The organism is Actinomyces sp. 2119, from assembly GCF_003591215.1.
GTDB lineage: Bacteria > Actinomycetota > Actinomycetes > Actinomycetales > Actinomycetaceae > Actinomyces > Actinomyces lilanjuaniae.
The window spans coordinates 133,855-159,060 of sequence record NZ_QYRR01000008.1; the positions used below are offsets into that span (position 1 = coordinate 133,855).

The window sequence follows — 25,206 nt, forward strand, 5'->3', positions numbered from 1 at the left end:
GCACTACCTCCCACCGTCGGTCCCGCCACGGCGCGCGTGCGGCCTGGAGGGCACGCGCTCGGACGGCCCCTTCTGCGGTGCCGCCATGGTGAACCCGTGGGTGGTCTCCAGGAGGTCCGCCAGGTCGGCGACGGTGCGGCACTGGACCATGTCAGTGAAGTCCACCTCTGCCTCCAGCGTGCTCCAGGCCTCGGTGAGCATCATCATGCGCACGGAGTCCACACCGATCGACGGCAGCTCACTGTCAGGCGTGATGCCGTCAGCCGGGGTGGAGGTGGTCTCCTCCAGCTGTGCTGCCAGCTCCCCCAGGGAGGTGGGGTAGGGCCGGGCCTGCCCGGGCTCCCGGCCCTCCTGCTCCCCCTCCTGATGCTGGGTAGGCCGCTCAGGGCCTCCCGGACCCTCCAGAACCTGGCGCATCCGGGAGAGGTCTGTGACTACGCCGCAGGAGCGCGACACCAGCTCCAGGGCCATGCGGTGCTCGTCGGCGCCGAGGTCCGCTACCGCGTCAGCAACCAGGAAGGGCCTGAGGTCCAGGACGAAGGCCCGCAGCGCCGTGGCGAGGCAGCCGATGTGGGCGTAGACGCCGGTGATGACCAGCTGGTCGCGTCCCAGGGCACCCATCAGCTCGTGGAGGCCGGTCCCCTCAAAGGCGTCGTAGCGCCTCTTGGTCAGCACGGTGTCACGAGGCCCGGGGGCCACCTCGGGCACGATCGCGGCGTGCTCGTCATCTGCGACGCCCTGGCCCCACAGGTCCTGGAGCAGACCCCGCTCCTGGCGGCCCTGGTGCGCAGGCTGGGCGGTGTAGACCACCGGTACCCCCCGAAGACGGGCCAGCCTGACCATCTCCGCCACGCCGTGCAGCAGCCCACGCAGCGGCTCCTCCCCCGGCACATAGGCCGACAGGAAGTGCTCCTGCATGTCGTGGACCAGGAGCACGGCCCGGTCGGGGTCAGGTTCCCAGGGAGCACGTGAGGGCGGCAGGGGCTGTATCGGGGTCTGGTATCGAATCTCCTGGGGGATCATATCTCGCTCCTCATGTCACAGGGTCTGTCGGGGCTGGGACGGGGCGGGCGAGCAGGTTCCTGTCTGCTGGGCCCCAGGGACCTTCTGAGATCCCCCAGAGCCTTCCGGGCACCTGCCCGCTGCCCTCGCCACGGCTACCCGGAGTAGGACTCGGTGAGGGCGTCGAGCATCTCCTGGGCGGAGTAGTAGTCCAGCCGGAAGGTGGTGGAGGGCATGTAGGAGACCTTGTCGTCGCGCACAGGGGCAGCAGTGGTGTAGGCCTCGTTGCTGTCCATCGTGTCCCTGGTCGCCTGGTCGGCGGCCACGACGACCCAGTTCTCACCGACAAGCCCCTTCTGGACGTTCTCCCCGGACAGCTCGATGATGTCGCCCCGCTCACCCATGGACTCCTCGCCCTGGACGTCGGCGGGGACGGTAGCCATGGTGAAGCCCAGCTCGGTGAGCAGCTGGACCTGGGGAGACTCCTGGGTCAGGACCATGGCGTCCCCGGAGTCGTCACCGGCGACGATGAAGGCCGAGGTGTCGCCCTCGGGCACGGTGATCGACTCCTTGGCCTGTGCCACCTTGCTGTCGAAGTCGGAGACGACCTCCTCGGCCTGCTCCTCCTGACCTGTTGCCTCGCCCAGCAGGGTGGTGACGTCCTGCCAGGAGCGTGTGCCGTAGTCCACGACCAGGACTGGGGCGACGTCACGGAGCTGGTCGATGATGTCCATGGCGGAGTCACCCCCCGTCTTAGCCACGACAATGAGGTCCGGGGAGTACTGGGCGACGCTCTCCGCCTCGGGAGCGCTGTTCTCGTAGGCGACCTCGACCCCTTGCTCCTGGGCGGCGTCAGACCACTGGAGGAAGAAGCCGTTGGAGTCGCTCAGGCCCTCCTGGTCGGGCGCCGTGGCCCCGGAGGCCACGACCGGGGCGCCCACCGCCAGCAGAGAGCCGGTGAGGGTGACGGAGGTAGAGACGATGGTCTCGGGCTGGGCGTCCAGGGTGAGCTCGGCGTCGGTGTCGTCATCGGTCTGGACGGTGCGCGGCCAGTCGCCGTCCGCACTGGCCGGGTCCACGGCCTGGTCGGTACCTGCGGAGCCGCTAGCCTCGTCAGAGCCTCCTGAGCCGCTGCCGCAGGCGCTGAGGCCCACGGCGAGCAGAACGGCCACCAGGAGGGCCGGGACGACGGGCAGGAGCAGGTCCAGTCCCCGTCTCGGGCGGCGCGTCGCTGGTGAGCTCGCTGGAGAAGAGGTGCTCATGTTTCCTTCCTTTCTTCTTCTCGCCGCCACGCGGCGAGAGGTCTCAGTCAGGCCGCGCGGCTGTCCTCACCACGCGCGGCCGAGGGCCTACGGGCGGGGCCGGCCTCCCCCAGGTCGCGGGGGACCACCATGGGCATCCCTGCTACCGGGTCCGCCATCACGACGGCGTCCAGACCGAACACCTCCCCCACCATCTGCTCGGTCACGATGTCGCCCGGGCTGCCCGTGGCGTAAACCTGGCCGTCACGCATAACAATCATGTGCGAGGCGCAGCGGGCAGCGTGATTGAGGTCATGGAGCACCGCGACGACGGTGCGCCCCTGCTCCTCGTTGAGCGCACGGCACAGCCGCAGGATCTCCACCTGGTGAGCCAGGTCGAGGAAGGTGGTGGGCTCGTCCAGGAGGACCGTCTCCGTGTCCTGGGCGAGCACGAGGGCGAGCCAGACCCTCTGACGCTGCCCGCCGGAGAGCTGGTCCACGGGCCGCAGCGCCAGGTCCTGGACACCGGTCAGGGTCATGGCCCCATCCACGGCGTCACGGTCAGCCTGCGACCACTGCCGGAACATCCCCTGATGGGGGAAGCGTCCCCGGGCCACCAGGTCGCGCACGCTCATCCGGTCCGGCACCAGCGCGGACTGGGGCAGCAGCCCCACCTTCCTGGCCACGGTCCTGGTGTCCAGACGGTAGATGTCCTCGCCGTCGAGCAGCACGGTCCCGTGGGAGGGCCGGTGCAGGCGCGCCAGGCAGCGCAGCAGCGTGGACTTCCCGCAGGCGTTGGGACCCACGACGGCGGTGAAGCCGCCGACAGGGACCTCCACGTCCAGATCGGCAGAGACCGTGTACCCGTCGTAGGCGATGGTCACCTCCTGCGCACTGAGCCGGGTACTCAGCCAGGTCGTCATCTGTCGTCTCCTCCCCGTCTTACGTGGTCTTATGTGTATTACGTGGTCTTGCGTGGTCCTGCGTGGTCCTGCGTAGTTTCATATGGCTCCGCGTGGTCCCGCGCGGTTCCACGTACGTCTCCCTGCTGTCCTGTCCCTGCCCCTCGGCGCAGCAGGCCGGGTACAGGTGCTCATCCCCGCCTCCTCCTGGCGGCCACCACCAGGACGCACATGAGGTAGGTGCCTCCGACCGCCCCCGTGGTCACTCCCACCGGCATGGAGGCCAGCAGCCTCTGGCTGACGACGTCGGAGCCCAGGAGCAGGAGCGCCCCCACCGCGCCGGTGACGTAGACCGGGGGGACCTCCGCGCGGGCCGTGAGGCGAGCCAGGTGGGGCGAGACCAGGGCGACGAAGCCGACGGGACCAACGGCCATGGTGACCAGGGCGACAAGCGCCGTCCCCAGAAGCACGAGCCTGGTGCGCAGGCGACCCACCCGCGTCCCCAGCGCCGCAGCCAGGTCGTCACCCAGGGGCAGCATCCGCGCCTGGCGGGCCAGAGGAGCCAGGAGGACCAGCACGGCCAGGACACCGAGGAAGGTCGGAACCGTTACCTGCCACGTGGCTGCCGACAGCGTCCCGGTGGAGGTCCTCAGCGCCCCGAAGGCAGTGTCCTGGTCCACCCGCAGCAGCAGCCAGCGGTTGACGGAGGACAGCATCGAGCTGATGGCGATACCGGCCAGGACCAGACGCATGCCAGCGAACCCTCCCCGTACGGAGAGCAGGAACACCCCCGTGCCCACGCCCAACCCGCCCAGGAGGGAGGCAAGGGACACCGACAGCACCGACAGCGCCGTGCCGGGCAGGACCAGGACGCTGACCAGGATCCCGGTCTGCGCCCCCATGGAGAAGCCGATGAGGTCGGGGGAGCCCAGGGGGTTCCTGGTCACTACCTGGAACAGCTGCCCGGCCACGCCCAGAGCCGCGCCCGCAACCACGCCCAGGGCGATCCGTGGCAGGCGCCACCGCAGCACGACGACCCGGTCCCCCCGGGAGCCTCCTCCGGCCAGGACCTCGCCTATCTGGGAGTAGTCCAGGGGGATGGCTCCTGTCCTCAGGGCCAGGACCGCCGTGACCAGGCACAGGAGCGTCAGGACCGTACCTACCAGCAGGTGTCGGGGGGTCAGCAGCAGCGAGCAGCCCGCCCGCCCGGGAGTCGGCAGCCTCAGCCACCAGTAGCCTGGCACGGAGCGCCCGGAGTCCGGGTAGGCCGCGCTCACAGTCGGGCGTCCTTAAGGCGCAGGACCATGACAAGCAGCACCGGCGAGCCGACGAAGGCCGTCAGCAGCCCCACCTGGATCTCGCCGGGACGGCTGATGACCCGCCCCACGACGTCGGCGGCCAGCACCAGGCAGGGGCCCATCAGGGCACTGAGGACGATGATCCACCCCCGGTGAGGCCCCATGAGCCAGGAGGCAGCCAGCGGCACGATAAGGCCCACGAAGCCGACGGGACCCGCAGCCGCTGTGGCCGCGCCGCACAGCAGCGTCAGGGAGACCAGGCTGAGCGCACGCACCAGCACCACCCTGGTTCCCAGGGCTGCCGCGACGTCGTCACCCAGGGACAGGTTGGTCAGTCCCCGGGAGCACGACAGGGCGATGAGCGTCCCGACGGCCACGACGGCGGCCAGAGCCCCCAGGGGGACGTCGGTGCGCAGCAGCGCGCCCGCGTCCCAGTAGCGGAAGGTGGCGAAGGTGCGAGGGCTGGACAGCAGGAGGGCCTGGATCGCGGCCGAGGCGGCGGCGGAGAAGGCGACCCCCACCAGGAGCAGGCGCACGGGTGAGGCCGCCGCACCGCCGAGGGAGGCCACCAGGTAGACGACGACCGTGGCCGCCAGGGAGCCCGCGGCCGCCAGCCCAAACTGCTCGGGCACCGACGTCGCGCCCGTGAGCCAGGAGCCCAGGACTACGGCGAGAGAGGCCCCCGAGGTCACTCCCAGGAGTCCGGGCTCCGCCAGCGGGTTGCGAGTCACCGCCTGCATGAGCGCGCCGGCCACAGCCAGGGCCGTCCCCACCAGGAGTCCCAGGACGGTACGCCGGGGACGCAGCGTGTTGACGATGACAGAGTCGTAGACGGAGGCGTCAGGATGAGTGAGGTACTCCCAGATCTCACCCAGCGTGAGGGCAGAAGAGCCCACGCTCACCGAGACGAGCGCGCACACGGCGACAAGAACCAGGGCGGTAAGGACCACCGCCAGCCGGAACGGCACGGACCGCGCCTGCCGAGGTCGCCGACCCTGCCGGGTCAGGCGGTCTCGGCTGCGGCGGGCGGTCCGAGGGGGTCGGACGCCAAGCGGCTCGTCCGCGGCTCCTACGGCACCCACCCGCAAGCCGCTCCCTGCTCTGCCCTCGACCACTCCCAGTTTCACCACCTTCACCATGCGTATTTAGATGAGCTTAACCTAAGGTGTAGGGTGACGTTGTGTCAATCACTTCTTCACCACCGCGTGACATGGAGAGCCCCGGGGAGAGCCCTCGCGTAACCGGGGGTCACAGCCGTCTGGGCCCGGGCTGGACCCCGGTCCCCGCCGATCTCGCCTACCGCTACCGCCAGGACGGCTACTGGACCACAGACCTCCTGGGTGACCTCGCCCGCCCCACCGAGGGCACCCGGGACCGCCTGGCTGTCGTCGACCCCCGTCACCGCTGGACCTACGCGCGCCTGGAGGAGGAGGTCGCCGCGCTGTGCCCCGGGTGGCAGGACCTGGGCCTGCGCCCCGGGGACACGGTGGTGGTCCAGCTGCCTAACTGCGCCGAGTTCGTCGCCGTCCTGCTGTCGCTGTGGCGGGTCGGAGCGGTGCCTGTCATGAGCCTTCCCGCCCACAGGGCCAGCGAGATCACCGACTTCGCCCACCACGCCCGGGCACGCGCCTACGTCAGCTCTGAGCGCAGCGGGGAATTCGACCAGGTGGCGATGGGACGCCGCCTGCGCGCCCAGCTCCCGGGGCTGGTCCACGTCGTCGTCCCCCAGCCGGCCCAGGACACCCCCGGGGCCGGGGAGACGGAGCACGGTACGGACGGCGAGGGCGCCGGGGACGCCGCCGCTACCCCGTCCGACACCGCCTCCCCTGTCACCTACGACGCGCTCAAGAGGCTCACGAACCCCGAGGTAGAAAGGGCGGACCTGGCCGCACCGAACCCCTTCGACGTCGCCCTGCTCCAGCTATCCGGCGGATCGACGGGCACCCCCAAGCTCATCCCCCGCACGCACGCCGACTACCTCTACAGCGTGCGCGCCAGCGTCGAGCTGTGCGGGGTGGATCGTGACACCACCCTGCTGTGCGCACTGCCCTGTGCCCACAACTTCGCCATGAGCTCTGCGGGCATCCTGGGCCAGCTCCTGGCCGGGGGCAGCGTGGTCATGGCTCCCGACCCCTCCGCAGCCACCGCCTTCCGACTCATTGAGCAGGAGAAGGTCACCCACGCGGCCCTGGTGCCACCTATGGTGCTGCTGTGGCTAGCCCGGGCAGCCAGGATCAGCAGGGCCGAGACCTCCAGGTCGCCCGGGTCAGGGCGGCCCGCAGACGGCACCGAAGCGGACGGCGGGAGGCGCGGAGGCCCCCTGGAGACTCTACGCGTCCTGCACGTGGGCGGCTCACGGCTGCCGGAGGAGGTCGCCCGCCGGGTCCGGCCCGAGCTGGGGTGCCGCCTGCAGCAGGTCTTCGGCATGGCCGAGGGCCTGGTCTGCTACACCAGGCTCGACGACCCCGACGACGTCATCGTGTCCACTCAGGGGCGTCCTCTCAGTCCCGCCGACGAGGTCCTCATCGTCGACGACCAGGACCGGCAGGTGCCCGACGGCACAGCGGGGCACCTGCTGACCCGGGGACCGTACACGATCCGCGGCTACTTCCGGGCTGCCGACCACAACCGGACCTCCTTCACCCCCGACGGCTTCTACCGGACCGGGGACGTGGTGGTGCGCGGCCCCGGGGGCAACCTACGTGTCGTAGGCAGGGCGAAGGAGCAGATCAACCGGGGCGGGGAGAAGATCGCCGCCGGGGACCTGGAGAACCACCTGCAGGCCCACCCCGACGTCTTCGAGGCGGCCGTCACCGGGGAGCCGGACCCCGTCCTGGGTGAGCGTATCGTCGCCCACCTCGTGCTCCGCCCTGACGCCGCCTCCCCGTGGCACCGCCAGCCTCCGGCGCAGGTCCTCGCCGAGGTGCGCTCCTTTCTGCACGAGCGCTCGGTGGCCACCTACAAGATGCCGGACAAGGTCCTGCTGGTCACGACGCTGCCGCGCACCGCTGTAGGCAAGACCAGTGTCACCCAGATCCGGGACGGTGGCGCCCAGCCCCCGGCAGCGCGGAGTGGATCCGCTGCCCGGGGCCGCAGGCGAGGGCTGGAGCCGGAGTTCCTGCCTGCGGTCCCGCCCCAGCACCCCGACGCTGTCAGGCGGCTACTACACGACAGTCAGGATCTGGGGCACCTGCTGACCCGGCTGGAGGCGGGCGGAGGCTACCTGGTGGAGGACGGGCCGGAGCCCGGCACCTGCACCGTGACGCTGGCCCGAGCGGTCACCGACCCGCGCGAGACAGCCGTGGCCGTCTTTGACACTATCACCCACATGCACAAGGAGGACCTCTCCCCCTTCGTCCTGGGGCGCCACACCGTGCACGGGGTGCCGGTGCACGCCTCGGCCTTCGTGCTGCCCCGCGGGCTGCGGGCCACAACCTCCCTCCTGGTGGGACGCGACCTCGACCACCACCTGGGCCGGGACCGGGAGGCCTGGGTCGGGGCGCTGCACCGGGCCGAGCCGCTGAGCACCAGGAACGAGGTTGTCAGGGTCGACGGTGCCCGCTCCACCGTGATCAGCCTGCCGGGAGCCCTTCCCCAGCCCTTCATCACGCCCACCGGCACTCCGGCCCCGCAGGGCCGCACGGTACGAGGCCGCGTCACCTCCTCGGTCCTGAACCTGGACCTGGAGGTGTGGTGCCACCTTCCCGCAGACCAGCACGGTCAGCCGCAGGCGCTCCTTATCGCCTCCGACGGCCAGGTCCTGACCAGCCACGTCCCCCTTCTGCCGTGCCTGGACCGGCTCAACGCCTCGGGCCAGTCGCTGCCGGTCGCGGCCGTCCTCTTCTCGCCTGCGGATCCGCGGCGCCGCCCCGAGGTGCTCGGCATGGTCCCGGGACTGGCGGACTGCCTGGCCACCGAGGTTCTGACCTGGGCCGCCGACCAGGCCGACCTGCCCCGCGACCCCGCCCGGCGCGCCGTCTCGGGAGCCTCTCTGGGCGGGCTAGCGGCAGCCGACCTCGTGCGCCGACGCCCCGATCTCGTCTCCAACGCCATCGTCCAGTCAGGTGCCTTCTGGTGGCCGACTGACGCCCGCGGAGAGCCGACAGACGCCCAGCTGCGCCTGTGGCAGGAACACGTCGGACCCAGCCGTCCTCCTGTGCGGGTGTTCCAGGAGGTCGGCACCATGGAGGGGCACCTGCTGGGGTGCAACCGGCGCTTCCGTGACGTCCTGCGGGAGCAGGGCATTGACCTCGTCTACCGGGAGTACGTCGGGGGTCACGACTACGCCTGCTGGCGGGGCGGGATCATCGACGCCCTCCTCCACTTCTTCCCCAGCCAGGACACAGCCAGAGCCGAGGCAGGCAGCCCCCACCCGCCCTCATCCGCTACAGCCCCGTCCGCTGGCCCTGCCCCCGTCGGTGGTCCCGGCAAAGCAGTCAGCGGGGAGCAGGCATGACCAGCACCGGGCTGCCCCAGGCCATCGTGGTAACCGGCGCGTCCGGGGGCATCGGCTCTGCCGTGGCGAGTCTCCTGGCCTCCCGGGCGCAGGAGCACGGCGCAGCCACCGTCATCGGCACCGACCTGAACCCGCCGCACGACCGCTCCTACCGACCCGCAGACGGCCAGGCAGGCCGCCCAGCCACGGTCCTGCCCGCTACGGGCGGCGGGTCCGGTCCCGGGAGGCCAGCGCCTCAGACGGCACCCCAGGAGGAGGGCGTGAGGTGGTGCAGCCTCGACGTCACCGACGCCGTGGGCGTCGAGGCGTTCTTCGAGCAGGTGGCCAGCTCCTACCGGCTGCGCGCCGTCGTCCACGCCGCTGGTGTCCTGGTCCACGGTCCCGCGCTGGACACCCCGGCCGAGCAGGCCGCGCAGGTCATGGCCGTCAACGCCCTGGGAACCGTCAACGTCTGCACGGCGGCAGCGCGCCACATGACCAGCCAGGACCCCGGGGACATCCCCGCCGGGACCCGCAGCCTGGTCACCGTCGCCTCCAACTCGGCGCTGCGTCCCCGCAGCGGCCTGGCCGCCTACAGCGCCTCCAAGGCAGCGGCCTCGCAGTTCACCCGCAGCCTGGGACTTGAGCTCGGTCCTGCCGGCATCAGGTGCAACGTCGTGGCACCGGGCACCACACTGACCCCCATGGTCCGCGCCATGTGGGCAGGGCAGGACCGCCGTGCCCAGACCGTGAGGGGTGCACCGGAGATCTTCCAACCCGGTATCCCTCTGGGACGTGTCGGTGAGCCTGCCGACGTCGCCCACACAGTAGCGTTCCTGGTCTCGGAGAGGGCACGTCATATCACCCTGGCCGAGCTGGCGGTTGACGGAGGGACGAGCCAACGATGACGATCAGCCTGCCGCAGCCCGCGCGCACGGACGATCTCCCTGAACCCCTGCCCGACTTCCTCCTCGCTTCGCGGCACTGGGAGATGCACGCCCGGGGAGGGCGGCTCCTCCAGCCGGTCCTGGCCCCAGACCCTCGGTCGGCGGCGGCCGAGCTGCTTGGCGTGCTGCGCCACGCAGAGGAGGAGACCGGCCAGGCCCACGTGCTGTGCGGGCTCATCCCCTTCGACCTGTCAGAGCCTGCCCACCTGCGAGTCACCAGCGCGGTGTCCTGGCGCCCCCGCCGCTGGACCACGCCGAGCCCCGCCCCCCAGGAGCCGCCAGGCCTGCCTGGACACGGCGGCCAGGTACCGAGCCCGCCGCAGGACAGCCCCCTGACGGCACTGACCAGCGCCCCTGCCACCGGCACTGCCGACACTGCCCTTGCCGGTAGTAGCCTCGTCGGCACCGACGCAGGCCGCACCGACACCGGATTCATGGACAACGTCCGCACGGTCCTGGACCTCCTCGGGCACGAGGGCCTCCAGAAGGTCGTGCTGTCCCGGTGGGTCGATGTCGCGCTGCCTGACTACCTCGACCCTGCCCGGCTTGCCTCGTGCCTTGTGGGCCGTCTCATGACGGACAGGCACCGTGACGCGGACGTCTACTGCGCCACTGACGCCCAGGGCCGGACCTGGCTTGGCGCGTCCCCGGAGGTGGTGGCAGACACGCGGGACGGTCTCTTCCTCACCGCCCCCCTGGCCGGGTCGCTGCCGCGCAGTGTCGAGCGCACGCAGGCCGTGGCCCGCCTGACGGGCTCCCCCAAGGAGATGAGAGAGCACGCCCTCGTCGTTGATCAGGTCGCAGCCAGTCTGGGCGATGTCGTGGACGACCTACAGGTCCCAGCCGCCCCCTCCCTGCTGGCTACGGACACGATGTGGCACCTGGGCACCCGGGTCACCGGCCTGCTGAGACCAGGGAGCTCCTGCCTGGACGCGGCCCTGGCTCTCCACCCCACGCCAGCCGTGTGCGGCGTCCCGGCTGCTCGGGCCGCAGAGGTCATCCGCTCCCTGGAGGGGCACAGCCGCGAGCTCTACTCCGGGCTGGTGGGCTGGACCGACTCCAGCGGGGACGGGCGGTGGTTACTGGTCATCCGCGGGGCCTGCCTGTCGCGCCAGCACCTGAGGATCCAGGCTGGGGCAGGCATTGTCGAGGGGTCCTCCCCCGAGCGGGAGCACGCAGAGACCGCAGCCAAGCTGTCAACCATGCTCAGTACGCTCAGCCACCTGGACCACCTCAGCGGCGTCCCCGGTTCCTTCAGGCGCGCTGGACAGCCCTAGACAGCCCTAGACAGCCTCAGCACCGCCTGCCTCCTGCTGCACGGTACCGCAGAACCAGTACGGCAGACCCGGCTGGGCTCGCCGAGCCTGGGTGTCGTACCCCCACCTGAAGAGGTCCCGACACCCAGGCTCAGCTCACTAGCTCAACTCACTGGCTCAGCTCACTGCCTGCGGCGGCGCAGCAGAAGGCTGCCGCCGCCGATCGCCGCCAGGGCAGCGACAGCGGGAAGCAGGATCGCAGCACCGGTCCTGGCCAGCGACCCCGTCACAGAGCTGCCGCCCGGTGACGGGCTCGCACTGGCGGGAACCTCCGAGGACGGTGTCGCGGGGCCGCTTGTGACCACGGCGGAGGGCCCGGTGCTGGGTTCCCCACTGGGCTGCGGTGCCGGGCTCTCGCTGGGCAGCGGCGTCGGCTCGACCTCGCGGGTGTAGGTGTTGGTGAAGGTCATCTCCTCCACAGTGTCCTGGGTGCTGACTGTGACGGCCTGGTCCTCCGCAGGCTCCAGGGCGTAGCCATCGACCGCAGCAGCCTCGGCGTCCTCAGACACCGTGCACTCCGTGCCCACCGGCAGGGCTGGGCTGGTCACCGTCATGCCCGCAGGCACGGTGACCTGGTCGCTGACTACTCCCCCATCAGCACCGCCCTCGGCGTCAGCGGCGTCCTCGGGAAGGGTGCAGGTGTAGGTGAAGAGATAGTCCCTGGGCGCGGCCTGCGCGTCGGGGTCCCCAGCGTCCTCAGAGTCGTCCTCCAGCCCCTCGACGACCTTGGTCACGGAGAAGGAGCCTCGGTGCAGGGTGTAGGTGTTGGTGACCACGACAGCCACCATGCCGCCGTCGGTAACGGTGAGGGAGGCCTCCTCCGTGATAACCGGGTCTCCGTCCACGACCGTCTGCGTGAGCAGGTCCGTCCCCTCCACGGAGGCATCCTCCTCGCTGATCGTGCAGCGGCCCACTGGCACGTCGGTGACAACGGCGCTGTCGGCGTCGGCGGCGGGCACCGTGCCGGTGGTCGTGGTCCCGTCGACGCCGGTGCAGGTGTAGGCGAAGGAGAAGCTCTGCGGCGCCCGCGCAGCCCCGTCCCCGTCCACGGTCTTGCTCACCGCGAAGGAGCCCGTCTGGCGGGTGTAGGCGTTACTCAGGGTCAACGCCGTCTCCTGGCCGCGGGCCTCCACCGTGACTGCCTGGTCCTCCGGAGCAGTCAGGGTGTACCCGGCCAGGGAGGCCGACGCGAGGTCCTCGCTGACAGTGCACTCGGTGCCCACCGGCACCTGCGGGCCGGAGACGGACTGCCCGTCCGCCCCGACCGCGAGCACGCCCGTGCTGCCGTCCGTGCAGGTGTAGGTGACGCCGAACTCCTTGGCGGACAGGTCGGCCTCCTCAGCACCGGTGACCTCCTTGGCCACGGAGAAGCCTCCACGGTGCACCGTGTAGTCGTTGGTGGCCTGGACCACTGCGGTGGCCCCGTCGGCGACGTCGAAGGTAACCTCGCCGTCAGTCTCCTCCCCGTCCACGCTCCAGGTGGTGGTGAGGTCCGCTCCGTCCACGGAGGCGTCGGCCTCGTTCACGGTGCAACTGCCCACCGGCACGTCAGTAACCGCGGTGGTGGCACCGGAGACCAGCTCGACCGTGTCCGTGGTCGTGGTTCCGTTGACCCCGGTGCAGGTGTAGGTGAAGACGTAGGTCTGGGAGTCAGCCAGGCCAGCACCGTCACCGGTGACCTCCTTGGAGATCTGGAACCCGCCAGTCAATGCCGTGTAGGCGTTGACGACGCTGACCTCGGAGGTGGTGTCCCTGGTGATCGTCAGCCGGGAGCCCTCGGTGCCGTCAACCCTGATAAGGGTGGAGACGTTGTAGCCGTCACGCTGAGTGGTCTCCTCCGGCTCGCTGACGCTGCAGGTGGTCCCTACCGGCAGGGTGGGACCGTTGACGGCGGGAGCACCGCCGGTGACCTGCAGGGTGCCGGAGACCTCCGTCCCCTCGGGCTGGGTGCAGGTGTAGTCGACGTCGAAGGTGTCTGCCAGGAAGGGGACGTCCTCAGGGCCGACCTGCTTGGCCACGGAGAAGGTCCCGGTGTGGCGGGTGTAGCTGTTGGTGAAGGCCGCCTCGGTTACCGCCTCCTCGGAGGGGACGACCGTCACGGTCACCGGGTCGGGAGCTGCCAGGTCATAGCCGTCCATGGCTGCGGCGTCCACGTCCTCGGTCACGGTGCACTCCGTGCCCGCAGGGATGGTAGCACCCGCCTCGACAGGGGTCCCGTCACCGGGGACGTTGCTGATGGTTCCCGTAACCTCCCCGCAGGTGTAGGTGTAGGAGTAGGTCCTGGGGGCGGCCGCCTCCAGGCCGGTGACGGTCTTGGTCACGGCCAGGGTGCCCGGCTTGTAGTCTGCGGTGTTGGTCAGGCCCAGCGCCGTGGAGGTCCGGTTGCCCACGGTGAAGGTGTCTGTCACCCGGTTGCCGATCCGCAGCACCGGGTCGCCCTACTGGTAGGCGGAGGCGTCCGGGGAGGCGGTAGCCGGGTCCTCAGTGAGGGTGATCTGGGTCCCTGCGGGGAAGGAGCCCGGGTAGACTGTCACCTTCCCCATGGTCACCGTCAGGGTGGTGGTGCCGGTGAGGCCGTCATCGGCCAGGGTGCCTGGCGGGGTCCAGCCGGTGTACTCGCTGGCGGCCTGGGACAGGGTGTAGGCCACGTCCACGTCAAAGGTGGTGCCAGCGGCAATCTCGTCGAGGGCCTGACCGTCCAGGTACTTGGTGATCTCGAAGCCGCCGAAGCCATTGGCCAGCTCGACGGCGATCTTGAAGGAGTCGGTGTAGTAGCGCTCGGCACTGGCGGTAACGTCAGCGCCCTCCAGGGTGACAGAGTTGCGGTAGATTACGCCCTCTACGGCCGTTCCGCTGTTGATGCCGCCGGGAGCGTTGACGCTGTAGTTCGTGTCCGGCTCGAAGATGCCGGTGATGGTCATGGTGGCCACGGTGGCGTCGTCGTTGAACTCGACGGTGTAGGTGAAGTCCTCACCCGGCGAGTTGTAGACCCGGCCCGCAGCGTTGACCAGGTTGAGGGAGGTCGCCGACTCCGCGGAGGAGGCCCGGCGGAAGACCCAGCTGTTCAGGTTAGTCACGAAGGTCTGGCCCGGACCGGCCTCCTCAGTGAGGACCACGGTGGACTCAGTGGTCCCGTCAGCGACGAAGCCGGGCAGGATCGACTCCAGGTGGGTGGTGCCTATCGTGATGCTCCAGGGCACGGTGGTGGAGGTTGCCGCCAGGGGCGTAGCCACCTTGGAGAAGGTCGCCGGACGGTAGGTGGGCTGCGCCTGCGGCAGGATGCCTCCCGTCCCGGGCAGGTCCACGGCAGTGGTGGTGCCGTTGAGATCCATGTCGGCGGTCTCAGCCTCTACGACCTGGGCGGCGATGAGCAGGGCCTCCCCGGAACCCCGCAGGAGGGAGCCGCCCTGCTCCTTGACGGTCTCGACCTCGTCGTTGAAGGTGCAGGTGATGGTGCGTTCCTGAAGCTGGCAGGAGCCGATGGTGACCTGCTGTCCACCCACCGTCACCGTCATCGGGTTGGTCCTGGGGTACTCGCGGTTCCTGAAGGCGTCCCCTAGGTCGATGCTGAAGTAGTCCCCGCTGCTGACGTCGGTATCGCCCGCATCCCAGGTGAAGGCCAGCTTGGCGACGTCGCCCACCCGCAGGAAGCCCGACTGGACGATGCCGTTGGCGTCAGACTTGTCCAGGGAGGTGACAGTGACGTCGATGTCAGGGTTCTGGGCCGCACGCGCCGGAGTGGTCAGGGCGGTGAGCATGGTGAGCAGGAGAGCCAGCACCGCCAGGGAGGCCGTGACGCCCCGAACCACCGTACGGTGGCGGAAGGCGGGCCGGAAGGACGAGATCCTCATGGTGCTCCAGTCTGGGACGGGCACAGGCGTCGTCGACCTCGCGACCAGAAGCCAAAACTACCGCCGTCATACAACCGTGATTGTCATCGTAATGCAGCTTTGGGCGGGAGGTGAGCCGTGCTCCGATGCCGGATACCGAGCCGAGGCGAGCCGGACACGGACCCTCCGGCGGCACCCAGGACCAGGATCGACTCCAGCCCCATACCACCATCGGGCCGCAGAGACAGCCAGGTCCAGCCGCCCCTCCCGCTCAACGGCGCCGGTACCGGGTGGCCTCCACCTCGTAGGAGTCGTCACCCTCAACGACGGCGTGCAGCAGCACCTCTGCCCAGGACAGCAGCTCCTCCCCACCGACCGCGCTCGATCCCATGCGGGCCGAGGCTCCCGGGGCAGGAACGACAATCGTGCGCGTGGCAGGCTTGACAACGGTGCCCGGGTAGAGGCGGGCCACCCGCGTGCGCCCGGAGTCGTTGAGGTTGACCGGGGCAAACCGTACCGACTTTCCCTGGGCGACGATCTCGGTGACCCCGAGCCGGGCAGCCAGGGCACGCAGCCGGGCCAGCGCCGCCAGGAGCCGCGTGGGCTCGGGCACCGGCCCGTAGCGGTCGGTCAGCTCCTCGACGACCTCCTCCACCTCGGCGGCGGAGCGGGCGGCGGCGAACTTGGTGTAGGCCTCCAGCCGCAGCCGCTCATGGGGGATGTAGTCCTCCGGGACCGTCGCGTCCACAGGTAGCTCCACCCGCAGCTCAGTCTCCTCGGTCTCCTCGGCGTCCCCGCCGACGTCGGCGGAACCCGGGCCAGGACCGCTCCCAGTCCGGGTACCCAGGGACTTCTTGTGGGCGGACACGGCATCAGCAACCATACGCACGTACAGGTCAAAGCCCACTCCGGCGACGTGCCCGGACTGCTCCCCTCCCAGGAGGTTGCCCGCACCCCGGATCTCCAGGTCCTTCATGGCCACCTGCATCCCCGCCCCCAGGTCAGTGTTGGAGGCGATGGTGCGTAGCCGCTCCAGGGCGGTCTCGGTCAGGGGCTTGTCGGAAGGGTAGAGGAAGTAGGCGTAGGCCCTCTCCCGGCCCCGGCCCACCCGCCCACGCAGCTGGTGGAGCTGGGACAGGCCCATGCGGTCAGCACGGTCCACGATGAGCGTGTTGGCGTTGGTGACATCCAGACCGGTCTCGACGATGGTGGTGCACACCAGCACGTCGATCTCCTTACGCCAGAAGGAGTCGATAACGCGCTCCAGGCGCTGCTCCCCCATCTGGCCGTGAGCGGTGGCAACGCGCGCCTCAGGAACGAGCTCTGCCAGCCGGGCGGCGGTGGCGTCAATGTCCTCTACCCGGTTGTGGACGAAGAACACCTGGCCGTCGCGCAGGAGCTCACGACGGATCGCGGCGCTGACCTGCCTGGTCTCGTAACGGCCCACGTAGGTGAGGATGGGGTGGCGGTCCTCCGGCGGCGTGGCCAGGGTAGACATCTCCCGCAGGCCGGTGACGGCCATCTCCAGGGTGCGCGGGATGGGCGTGGCGGACATGGACAGCACGTCGACGTCAGTGCGCAACGCCTTGAGGGTCTCCTTGTGCTCCACACCGAAGCGCTGCTCCTCGTCGATGATGACCAGGCCCAGGTCCTTGAAGCGCACCTGGCCGGTGATGAGACGGTGGGTGCCGATCACCACGTCGACCGAGCCCGAGGCCAGGCCCTCCAGCACCTTCTTGGAGTCGTCCGCGTCCTGGAAACGGGAGAGCTGGCTGACCGTGACCGGGAAGCCCGCGTAGCGCTCGGTGAAGGTCTCCGCGTGCTGGCTGACCAGAAGAGTGGTCGGGACCAGGACGGCCACCTGCTTGCCGTCCTGGACGGCCTTGAAGGCGGCGCGCACGGCGATCTCGGTCTTGCCGTAGCCCACGTCGCCACACACGAGGCGGTCCATGGGCTGGGTCCTCTCCATATCCGCCTTGACGTCCTCGATAGCAGCCAGCTGGTCGGGGGTCTCGGTGTAGGCGAAGGCCTCCTCCAGCTCGGCCTGCCAGGGGGTGTCAGGGGAGAAGGCGTGACCCGTCGTGGCCGAGCGGGCGGCGTAGAGGCGCACCAGCTCACCGGCGATCTCACGCACCGCCCTGCGAGCACGCGACTTGGTCCTCTGCCAGTCCGCACCCCCCATCTTGTTGAGCGCCGGGCTGTCCCCGCCCACGTACTTGGTGACCTGGTCCAGGGCGTCGGTGGGTACCAGGAGGCGGTCACCGGGCTGGCCACGGCGGGTGGAGGCGTACTCGATGACGAGGTACTCCCGGCTGGCTGCGGTCTTGCCTGCCCTGCCGGCGCCCACGCCTCGGCGGGTCAGCTCGACAAAGCGCCCCACGCCGTGCTGAGCGTGGACCACCAGGTCTCCGGGGTGCAGGGACAGGGGGTCCACGCTGCGCCGCGCACGCCGCGCGGGCAGGGTACGTCGCTGGCTCACGGCGGCAGGTGCCCGCCCGGTCAGGTCGGACTCAGCCACGAGGGCCAGGCGCGGCCCCTTGGCCAGGAAGCCGTGCCCGGCGCTGGCCTGGGTGACCCTCACGACGCCGTCGCCGATACCGTCCTCGCCCGTGTTTCCCCATCCCAGCTCCTCAGGCTGGGTGAGGTGGGTGACGATACGGGCGGGAACGTCGCCGTCGGCCAGCAGCTGGGCCATGCGGCGCCCCGGCCCCGGGCCGTCAGTCGCCACCACGACGCTCCAGCCCTGCCTGGCCATCTCGCCGAGGTCCTTGACCGCCGCGCCCAGTTCTCCCCGGTAGGAGCGGGGGTCAGCCAGCGCCAGCTGCTCGTCGTCGGGACCCGACGGCAAGGAGGTAAGCGCCCACCACCCCAGGTTGGACTCCAGGGCCAGGGCACGGGCCTCACCCAGGCGGGCGAAGGCCGCAGCAGACAGGTCCACCGGTACGGTGCCACCAGAGGCGGCCGAGGTCCAGGCGGCGGCCAGGAACTCGCTGGTGGTGGCCACCAGGTCCTCTGCCCGCTTACGGATCCGCTCAGGCTCCAGCAGGACGATCAGCCGGTCCCCCACCAGCTCCAGCAGGGGGACCATCCGGTCCACCAGAACCGGGGCCAGCGACTCCATGCCCTCCACCGCGATCCCCTGAGCGATCTTGTCCAGCATGTCGGCGGCCCCGGGCACGGAGCCGAGCAGGTCGTGGGCGCGCTGACGCACCTGCGGGGTCAGGACAAGCTCGCGGCAGGCCGTGGCGGTCACCGAGGGCAGCGCCTCGATGGTGCGCTGGTCGGCCACAGCGAAGGAGGAGACCTCCTCGACCTCGTCGCCGAAGAAGTCCACGCGCACCGGGCGGGGCTCCGTAGGCGGGAACAGGTCCAGGATTCCGCCGCGCACCGCGTATTGGCCACGGGCCTCCACCATGTCTACGCGGGTGTAGGCAGCCGCCTCCAGGCGCGTGGCCACGTCTTCCAGGCTAGTGGTCAGCCCAGGTGCCAGGCGTACCGGCTCTAGCTCGCCCAGGCCGGCGATCACGGGAGCCAGGAGCGCGCGCACCGGGACCACCAGGACCCGGACGGGGCCGCACCCGCTGTGCCCGGCCGCCCCAGCGGTCGCGGCAGACTGGGCGTCCTCGGGATGGGCTAGACGACGCAGAACGGCCAGGCGACGGGCCACGGTGTCCGAGCGAGGGGAGAGCCGCTCGTGGGGCAGCGTCTCCCAGGCTGGGAAGACGGCGACGTCGTCGTCGGGCAGGTAGCTGCGCAGGGCGGCGGCCGTCTCGTCAGCCTCACGCCCGGTGGCGGTCACCACGAGCAGGGGGGTGCCGCTGGCTGGGTAGGTGGCGTCAGCCGGGCCAGGTTCCGGGTACGTGTGGGCAGAGTCCGCGCCAGCGGATCCTGCGGGCAGCGGCTGCCCGACCGCTGCGGCCACGCCGTCCTCCCCCAGCGCCATAGCGGCCAGGACGGCGGGGCGGGCGCCGGGAGCCACGACGACGCTGCGGTCGGTGCGGGTCGGCAAGCCCGCCTGGCGCACGGTGCGGCCGATGAGGGGGTCGTCGAGCAGCGGGGGCAGGAGGGCAGTCAGGCGCACGGCCGCGAGTCTAGGGGCTGGGGGACGGCGGCGTCACGAGCACCTGGCGGAGGGCTCTCCCTCTCAAGGGATCCTCACGCCAGCTCCGCACCGCAGACAGAGGCCTGCACTGTCCCTGCGCTCTCCATCCTCGGCCCAGACGACGGGGCAGGCCGCCGCTGGCGCTCAGACCGGATGACGTGGAGGCGGACCACCGCAGGGCCGGAGCCCGGCGGTGTCAGCCGACCTGGACGGATCCCACGGAGGTGTCGCCGGTGATCGAGGCCGTCCCGACCCCGGGCAGGGAGCCGGTGTGAGTGGCGACCAGCTCAGGGGCATCCACACCGACGACCTGGTTGCCGCTGACGTTGAGGTTGGTAATGCTGCCGATGAAGGCCTGCTTCTGGTCAGGGCCCGCCGACACCTCAGCACCCACGTAGACAACGGGGACTCCCGCGTCGCCAGGGGTCAGGACGTTGCCAGTAACCGCCACCTGGTCCAGCGCGCCACGCCCACCGTTGTAGGTCACGGCGGAGCCGTCCACAGGGCTAGGAATAGAGCCACTGGCCATGTATGAGGCCGCAGAGCCGTCAGCTGAGCGCCCGTCCCAGATCGACTCGATGCCGATGAGCGCCTTCGTGGCGCGGCCTGTCACGGTGTTGCCGGTAAAGATGGTGCCGCTGGAGTCGGGGCCGACGTAGAGCACCCACGCAGGAGCCGAGTCCCCCGAGAGGGTGACGGTGTTGTCGCTGAAGGTGTTGCTCCTGCTGCCCTGGTAGGCCTGGAGGAGGCCCTGGCCGGTGGCCCGGTCGGAGGAGACGGTGTTACCGTGAACAGTGTTGCCTTCGGAGCCGTAGGCCAGGTGCACCGCCGAGGAACGACTGTTGGTCAGGGTGTTGGACTCCACCCGGTTATTCGAGCAGTTGTTCTGCATAGAGATGGAGCGCATGGTGGTGCTCACGGAGTTGTGGGATACGACGCTGTCAGTGACACCCGACAGCCCGATGCCGTAGTACCCCCCGACGATGGTGTTGCCCGAGATTGTCAGGCCCGAGTTGTCGTACCGGTTGGGGCTCACGGTGCCGTCTGTGACGTAGCGCTCCCAGATGGGGCTGGCACTGCCGACGAAGCGGGTATCGGGGTCGTCAACCGCGGTGGTGACCAGCAGCGAGTAGGCCACCCCCTTTGTGTCCGTCGTTCCCTCGACATTGTCGATCCTGTTGTCGGTGATGCGCACCCCGGTCATCGGGCCCGAGCCCGCGGCGAGCTGGATGCCTCGGAAGGTCACACCGGTCATGGTGATACCGCTGATGGTGGAGTCGCTCAGGGCGTCGCCCTGGACACCGATGGTGTACGGGGAGTCGCCCAGGTCCAGGGTCATGCCTGTCACGGTAGTTCCGCTCGACCCGGCCGCCAGGCTGATGGCGCTGCCAGGCTTAGCCTGCGTGGCCCCCGCGATACTCACGTCGAGGGTGGCACCGGCGCCGTCGAGGAAGGGCACCTCGTCGGGAATCCGCAGGGATGCGGTGAGGGGGTAGGCCTGGGTGGGGCTCAGACGCACCCCTGTGCCCCGTTCAGCCGCCTTGGCTACCGCGTCGGTGAGCACCTGCGTGGCGTCCCCGCTCACGTCGAAGGCCAGGAGAGGGACGACGTCAGTGAAGACCGCCCCGTAAGCCCGTCCACCGATGGTCGCAGTGGCATCGGCCCCCTGGGTGCGGTCCTGCTGGAAGTGGATGTGGGAGGTGCCGTCGGAGACGACGATGTGCGCAGCAGTGGCACCCGTGTCGCGAGCCTCCTGGAGGGAGGAGACGACCTGGACCTGCCCACTGGCCTGGGCCTCGGTAAGGGACTGGGCGGCCAGGTACTCCTCCAGGGAGGAAGAGGCTGGGACATCAGAGGTCTGCGGCACCTCAGGGGAGGACGGGACGGCAGAGCTCTCAGGGGAGGCTGTGGGTGTGGCCTGCTCGGGGCTGCTGGGGGCCTGCGTGGGCTCGGCAGGGACGCCCAGGGGGATCTCCTCCGTGCTCTCCTGCGCCCCGGTCGCATACGCCGCAGCCGCAGTGGGACTGGGCTGAGCAGCCAGGGTGCGGTCTGGGGCCTGGGAGGAGCCGGGCTGGCAGGCACCCAGCACAAGTGTCAGCACCCCCGCGGCGGCTACCGCCAGGAGCCGGGAGGAGCCTGTGCTCGTGGCGGATCTGGAGGCGGCGTTCGTGGTGCTGCTGGTCATAACGGAGGGAGAGGGTCTGTGCACGGCGCGATGTTACAGACAAGCCACAAATCGCCCCAGCTCGGCTTGCCGCAGTCCTACGACACGGGAGGGGGAGGGGTCCTGCGCCATGGTGAACATGGCCCAGGACCCCTCCCCCGTGATCAGTGCCCGGCACTTCTAAGAGCCACCGCGCACTGGTGTGCAGCTCAGGCCTTGCGGCGGCGCACCAGGACAACACCACCGATGATGGCGGCCAGGGCTATGACAAGCGGCACCAGGACGCTCGCCCCTGTCCGGGCCAGGGACGGGCCCTGGTCCACCGCCGCGCCCGAGGAGGTCGGCTCCGGCACACCCGAGCCACCCGGCTGCGGGGACTCAGACCCTGACGGCCCCGGCGAGGGGTCCGTCGTGGGTGTCGTCCCACCCGGCTGCGGGGACTCAGACCCTGACGGCCCCGGCGAGGGCGTCGGGTCCTCAGACGGCGTCGGGCTCGGCGAGGGCGTCGGGTCCTCAGACGGCGGAATCTCGGTGTAGGTGTTGGTGAACGACAGGGTCGTGGGGTCCTGGCCGTCGTCGGCAGCCTCGATAGTCAGCTGCTGCGCCTGCGGGACGGCAACGTCGTAGCCCTCAACCTGGGCCGAGGAGGCCCTCTCTGTCACCGTGCACTCGGCGCCCACAGGCAGCTGGAGACCGGACTCGGTGGCAGAGCCGTCACCCGCGACCGTCAGCTCACCAGTCACCTCGCCCTCAGCCTGGGAGCTGCAGGTGTAGTCGAAGACGAAGGACTTCTTGCTGATGTCCTCAGAACCGTCGCCCTCCACCGTCTTGGACAGGTTGAAGGTGCCACGCTCCAGGGTGTAGGTGTTGGTGGCGGACACGGCAACGGCGGTGTCCTCACCGCCAGTGACGTCGAAGGTCGCCTCCCCACCGTCGACGTCCTGGCCGTTGACAGCCAGCCGGGTGGTCAGCGAGGCCCCCTCTACCGGGGCCTCCTTCTCACTGACCGTGCACGATCCGCTCACCACCTCAGAGACCTCCACAGTCTCGCCGGCCTTGACCGTCACCTCCACCGACTCCCCAGCCTCACCGGTTACCTCATCGGTACAGGTGTAGGTAAAGGTGAACTCTTCAGGAGCCAGGGAGGCACCGTCACCCTCCACCGTCTTGGAGATGGTGAAGCCACCCTTAAGACGCGTGTAGGTGTTGGTCACCGTCACCGAGGGCGTGGAGCCCTGGACCACGCTCACCGTGGTGTCGGAGTAGGCCGTGGCCACCGCGTAGCCCTCCCGGGCGGCAGAGTTGGCATCCTCCTTCAGGGTGCACGTGGTCCCCGTGGGCAGGCTCGGCCCACTGGTCGGCGTCCCGTCCATCGCGACGTCCAGGGTGCCCGAGGCGGAGTCGGCGTCGTCACAGGTGTAGGACACCTTCACCGAGTCGGAGGACGTCGGAGAGTAGTCACCCTTGACATCCTTGACTACCGAGAACGAGCCCGTCTCCCGCGTGTAGGTGTTGGTCACCGTGACGGCAACGACCTTGTCCTTGGTGATGGTCACCGTCTCCGGGGAGAACGAGGTGACGACCGAGTAGCCCTCCCGGGCCGCGGAGTCGGCATCCTCCTCCAGGGTGCACGTGGCCCCGGCAGGAAGCTGGGGCGACTCCACCTCGGTGCCGTCACCGGGGACGCTCAACGTCCCCTGCGTACCGTCCTCACAGGTGTAGCTGATGGCGAAGGAGGTCTGATCCGTACCCTCGGGCCCTCCCTCGACGATCTTGGCCACCGAGAACGAGCCCGTCTCCCGCGTGTAGGTGTTGGTGAAGGACGCCGTGACGGCAGGCTCCTCCTCGGTGGACTCCGAGATTGTCACCGTCTGCGGCTCAGAGGCAACCAGCACGTAGCCGTCTACCTGGGCGTCGTCAACGTCCTCACTGACCTCACAGGTCGTACCCGCCTCAAAGGTCTGGTCAACCTGCGCAGGCTGACCATCACCCGTGGCAGTCACGCTACCCGTCTGGCCGTCAGAGCAGGTGTAGGAGAAGGTGAACTCCCTCTGCGCGCCGCCCTCGGCCTCCTCCAGCCCAGAGACCTCCTTGACAACCTGGAAGGTACCCGAGGCCGTAACAACCTCGGCCACGTTGTTCAAGGTGACCCGGGTGGATGTCTGGTCAGCAATAGTCAGCCTGTTGGTCTCGGTCTGACCGACGGTGAAGACCGGCTCGCCCCAGGTGAAGCCCTCGGGAGCGGGGGACGCCTTGGAGGTGTCCTCCGACAGGGTGATGACAGTGCCCTGGGGGAAGGTTGCCGGGTAGGTGTTGGTCCGCCCGATGCTCACCGGCATGGTGGTGGTCCCGCTCACCCCGTCGTCACTCAGCGTGCCGGGAGCCTGCCAGCCCTCATACGAGCTGGCCGGGCCAGGAAGGGTGTACTCGACTGTCACCGGCAGGGTCGTGCTGGCCACATCAACAGCGTCCACACCAGAACCGGACAGCGTCTTGAGGATCTCAAACCCGCCAAAGCCGGCCTCCATCTCCACGATCACCTTGAAGGAGTCGGTGTAGCTGCGCGTGAACTCGCCCTGCGCCCCGGAGTCGTTGAGGGAGGCCGAGTTGCCGTACTGCACCCCGGCGATGGCCGTACCCGACTGGGAGGTAAAGGTCACCGGGTAGGAGATCTTGTAGTTGGTCTGGGCGGCGAAGGGCCCAGTGACTGTGATAGTGGCGACCTGGCCCTCAATGGACACCGCCATGTCGAAGTCACCGTACGTCGTGCTCAGGTCCGTACCCGCCGCGTTAGTAACGTTGACACCCGGCAGGCTGGGCTCGGCGGCGCTGTTACGCACCATGAAGAACCACTTGCTCATGTCGGGGTTGAAGGCCATCCCGGCGCCGAGGGTGTCAGTAACGGTAATGGTCTGACGGGTGGTGCCATCAGCCTCGATGGGGCTATCGCCCCCGGCAAGCTGTTCCTTGATGTAGTCCGAGCCGAAGTTGACCTCCCAGATCATAGAGGAGGATGACGAGGCGATAACCGAGGACATCTTCGTGAACTTGAAGGGGGTGTAGACCACCTCCGGGACTCCCGAGATGCCCCCGGTGCCGGGCAGGTCCACGCTCACCGTCTGGCTTCCGTTGACCGTCATGTCCACCTCCTCCGCGGTGGTGGTCCGCGTGACGAGGAGCAGCGCCTCTCCTGAGCCCCTGAAGTTCGTGAACCCTGCGTTCTTGAGGTCAGTGACGCTATCAGAGAAGGTGCACTCAATCTCCTTCTCAGTCAGGGAGCACGAGCCGATCTCGGTCTGCGTGCCGTTGTAGGGCAGGGTCATTGGTACCGTCTTGGGGCTCTCCAGGTTCCTGAAGTAGTTGCCCAGGTTGACGGAGAAGGAGTCCCCCGGGTTCACAGTGGTTCCGGTAGCGTCCCAGGAGTAGGTCAGCTTGGCCACGTCCTGCGTCGTCAGCGCGCCTGCGGAGTCGTTGCCGTTACGGTCAGACTTGGTCAAGGTGAGATCCTTGACCTCGATCCCTTGGTTGACATCGGCGTGAGCCGGCAGGGGCGACAGAAGGCCAAGGAACAGGGCCAGGAGCGCCAGACAGGCGACCCTCAGCCGCAAACCGGGCGCAGATGCCCCACGGCCACTAAAGACCAGCATAGACAGATCCTCTTCGCTAGGGGATGGGATGGTCAACTCTGCAAGCAGACTACACAGCGTACAGGCCCAGAACTCCTCCGAACCTCCTGACGGCCACTCATCCCAGTCCACCCCCAAAAAAGTTACCCAGCCGCTACCTCAACGAGAAAGTTGAGACATTCCCGAAAGCTTTGAAACCGTTTCGACACCTTAGTGGATATCTCTCAACTCTCTCCTCCCATTCCTAGAGACCTTCTCACCTGAAAGGTGCGCACCACCAGCCAGCCCACGGGCCACCACACAGCCCTCCCCCAGCGCCCACCCGCCCGCGTCAGGACAGAGA

General features: G+C 69.4%; 13 protein-coding genes. 3 read left to right on the plus strand and 10 right to left on the minus strand.

Translation table 11 applies throughout. The annotated features are described in order from the left end of the window. Positions 1–3: 3 nt before the first annotated feature. The 5 genes from D4740_RS10665 to D4740_RS10685 form a co-directional block, all read right to left on the minus strand. Complete coding sequence (locus tag D4740_RS10665; protein WP_119836915.1) at positions 4–1,023, minus strand: isochorismatase family protein; 1,020 nt, start codon at positions 1,021–1,023, stop codon at positions 4–6. Between the two features lie 134 nt (positions 1,024–1,157). Then, positions 1,158–2,264 (minus strand): Fe2+-enterobactin ABC transporter substrate-binding protein, encoded by a 1,107-nt coding sequence (gene fepB / locus D4740_RS10670; RefSeq protein WP_119836916.1) that lies wholly within the window; start codon positions 2,262–2,264, stop codon positions 1,158–1,160. 47 nt (positions 2,265–2,311) lie between these two features. Then, entirely contained in the window at positions 2,312–3,166 is an 855-nt protein-coding gene (locus tag D4740_RS10675) for an ABC transporter ATP-binding protein (protein WP_119836917.1), read from the minus strand. A 170-nt stretch (positions 3,167–3,336) separates the two neighbouring features. Then, the gene (locus D4740_RS10680; protein ID WP_119836918.1) at positions 3,337–4,422 is read right to left on the minus strand and encodes an iron chelate uptake ABC transporter family permease subunit; all 1,086 of its coding nucleotides are present in this window, start codon (positions 4,420–4,422) and stop codon (positions 3,337–3,339) included. Continuing rightward, entirely contained in the window at positions 4,419–5,411 is a 993-nt protein-coding gene (locus D4740_RS10685; protein ID WP_243106743.1) for an iron ABC transporter permease, read from the minus strand. Before D4740_RS10685 ends, D4740_RS10680 begins: the two co-directional genes overlap by 4 nt. Positions 5,412–5,623: 212 nt before the next feature. Here D4740_RS10685 and D4740_RS12940 point away from each other — a divergent pair, with 212 nt between their 5' ends. The 3 genes from D4740_RS12940 to D4740_RS10700 are packed head-to-tail and all read left to right on the plus strand — an operon-like array spanning position 5,624 to position 11,102. Then, positions 5,624–8,899, plus strand: a complete 3,276-nt coding sequence (locus D4740_RS12940; protein ID WP_182911401.1) for an AMP-binding protein — start codon at positions 5,624–5,626, stop codon at positions 8,897–8,899. Beyond that, a complete protein-coding gene (locus D4740_RS10695) occupies positions 8,896–9,786 on the plus strand; it encodes an SDR family oxidoreductase (RefSeq protein ID WP_119836920.1) in 891 nt (296 codons plus the stop codon). The genes D4740_RS12940 and D4740_RS10695 overlap by 4 nt, the downstream gene beginning before the upstream one ends. Then, on the plus strand, positions 9,783–11,102 hold the full coding sequence (locus tag D4740_RS10700) for an isochorismate synthase MenF (protein ID WP_119836921.1): 1,320 nt from the start codon (positions 9,783–9,785) through the stop codon (positions 11,100–11,102). Before D4740_RS10695 ends, D4740_RS10700 begins: the two co-directional genes overlap by 4 nt. Before the next feature lie 161 nt (positions 11,103–11,263). On the opposite strand, the gene D4740_RS10705 is transcribed toward D4740_RS10700, so the two are convergent. The 5 genes from D4740_RS10705 to D4740_RS10725 form a co-directional block, all read right to left on the minus strand. Next, positions 11,264–13,570, minus strand: coding sequence for a DUF5979 domain-containing protein (locus D4740_RS10705; protein WP_119836922.1), 2,307 nt, complete (start codon positions 13,568–13,570; stop codon positions 11,264–11,266). Positions 13,571–13,579: 9 nt separating this feature from the next. After that, the gene (locus D4740_RS10710; RefSeq protein WP_119836923.1) at positions 13,580–14,992 is read right to left on the minus strand and encodes an Ig-like domain-containing protein; all 1,413 of its coding nucleotides are present in this window, start codon (positions 14,990–14,992) and stop codon (positions 13,580–13,582) included. A 250-nt stretch (positions 14,993–15,242) separates the two neighbouring features. Continuing rightward, positions 15,243–19,052 carry a transcription-repair coupling factor gene (mfd, locus tag D4740_RS10715; RefSeq protein WP_119836924.1) on the minus strand — a complete coding sequence of 1,270 codons (3,810 nt, stop codon included), beginning with the start codon at positions 19,050–19,052 and terminating at the stop codon, positions 15,243–15,245. A gap of 217 nt (positions 19,053–19,269) precedes the next feature. Further along, a complete protein-coding gene (locus D4740_RS10720; RefSeq protein WP_182911402.1) occupies positions 19,270–21,282 on the minus strand; it encodes a NosD domain-containing protein in 2,013 nt (670 codons plus the stop codon). Between the two features lie 164 nt (positions 21,283–21,446). Next, on the minus strand, positions 21,447–24,884 hold the full coding sequence (locus D4740_RS10725; RefSeq protein ID WP_119836926.1) for a DUF5979 domain-containing protein: 3,438 nt from the start codon (positions 24,882–24,884) through the stop codon (positions 21,447–21,449). Between the last annotated feature and the right edge of the window lie 322 nt (positions 24,885–25,206).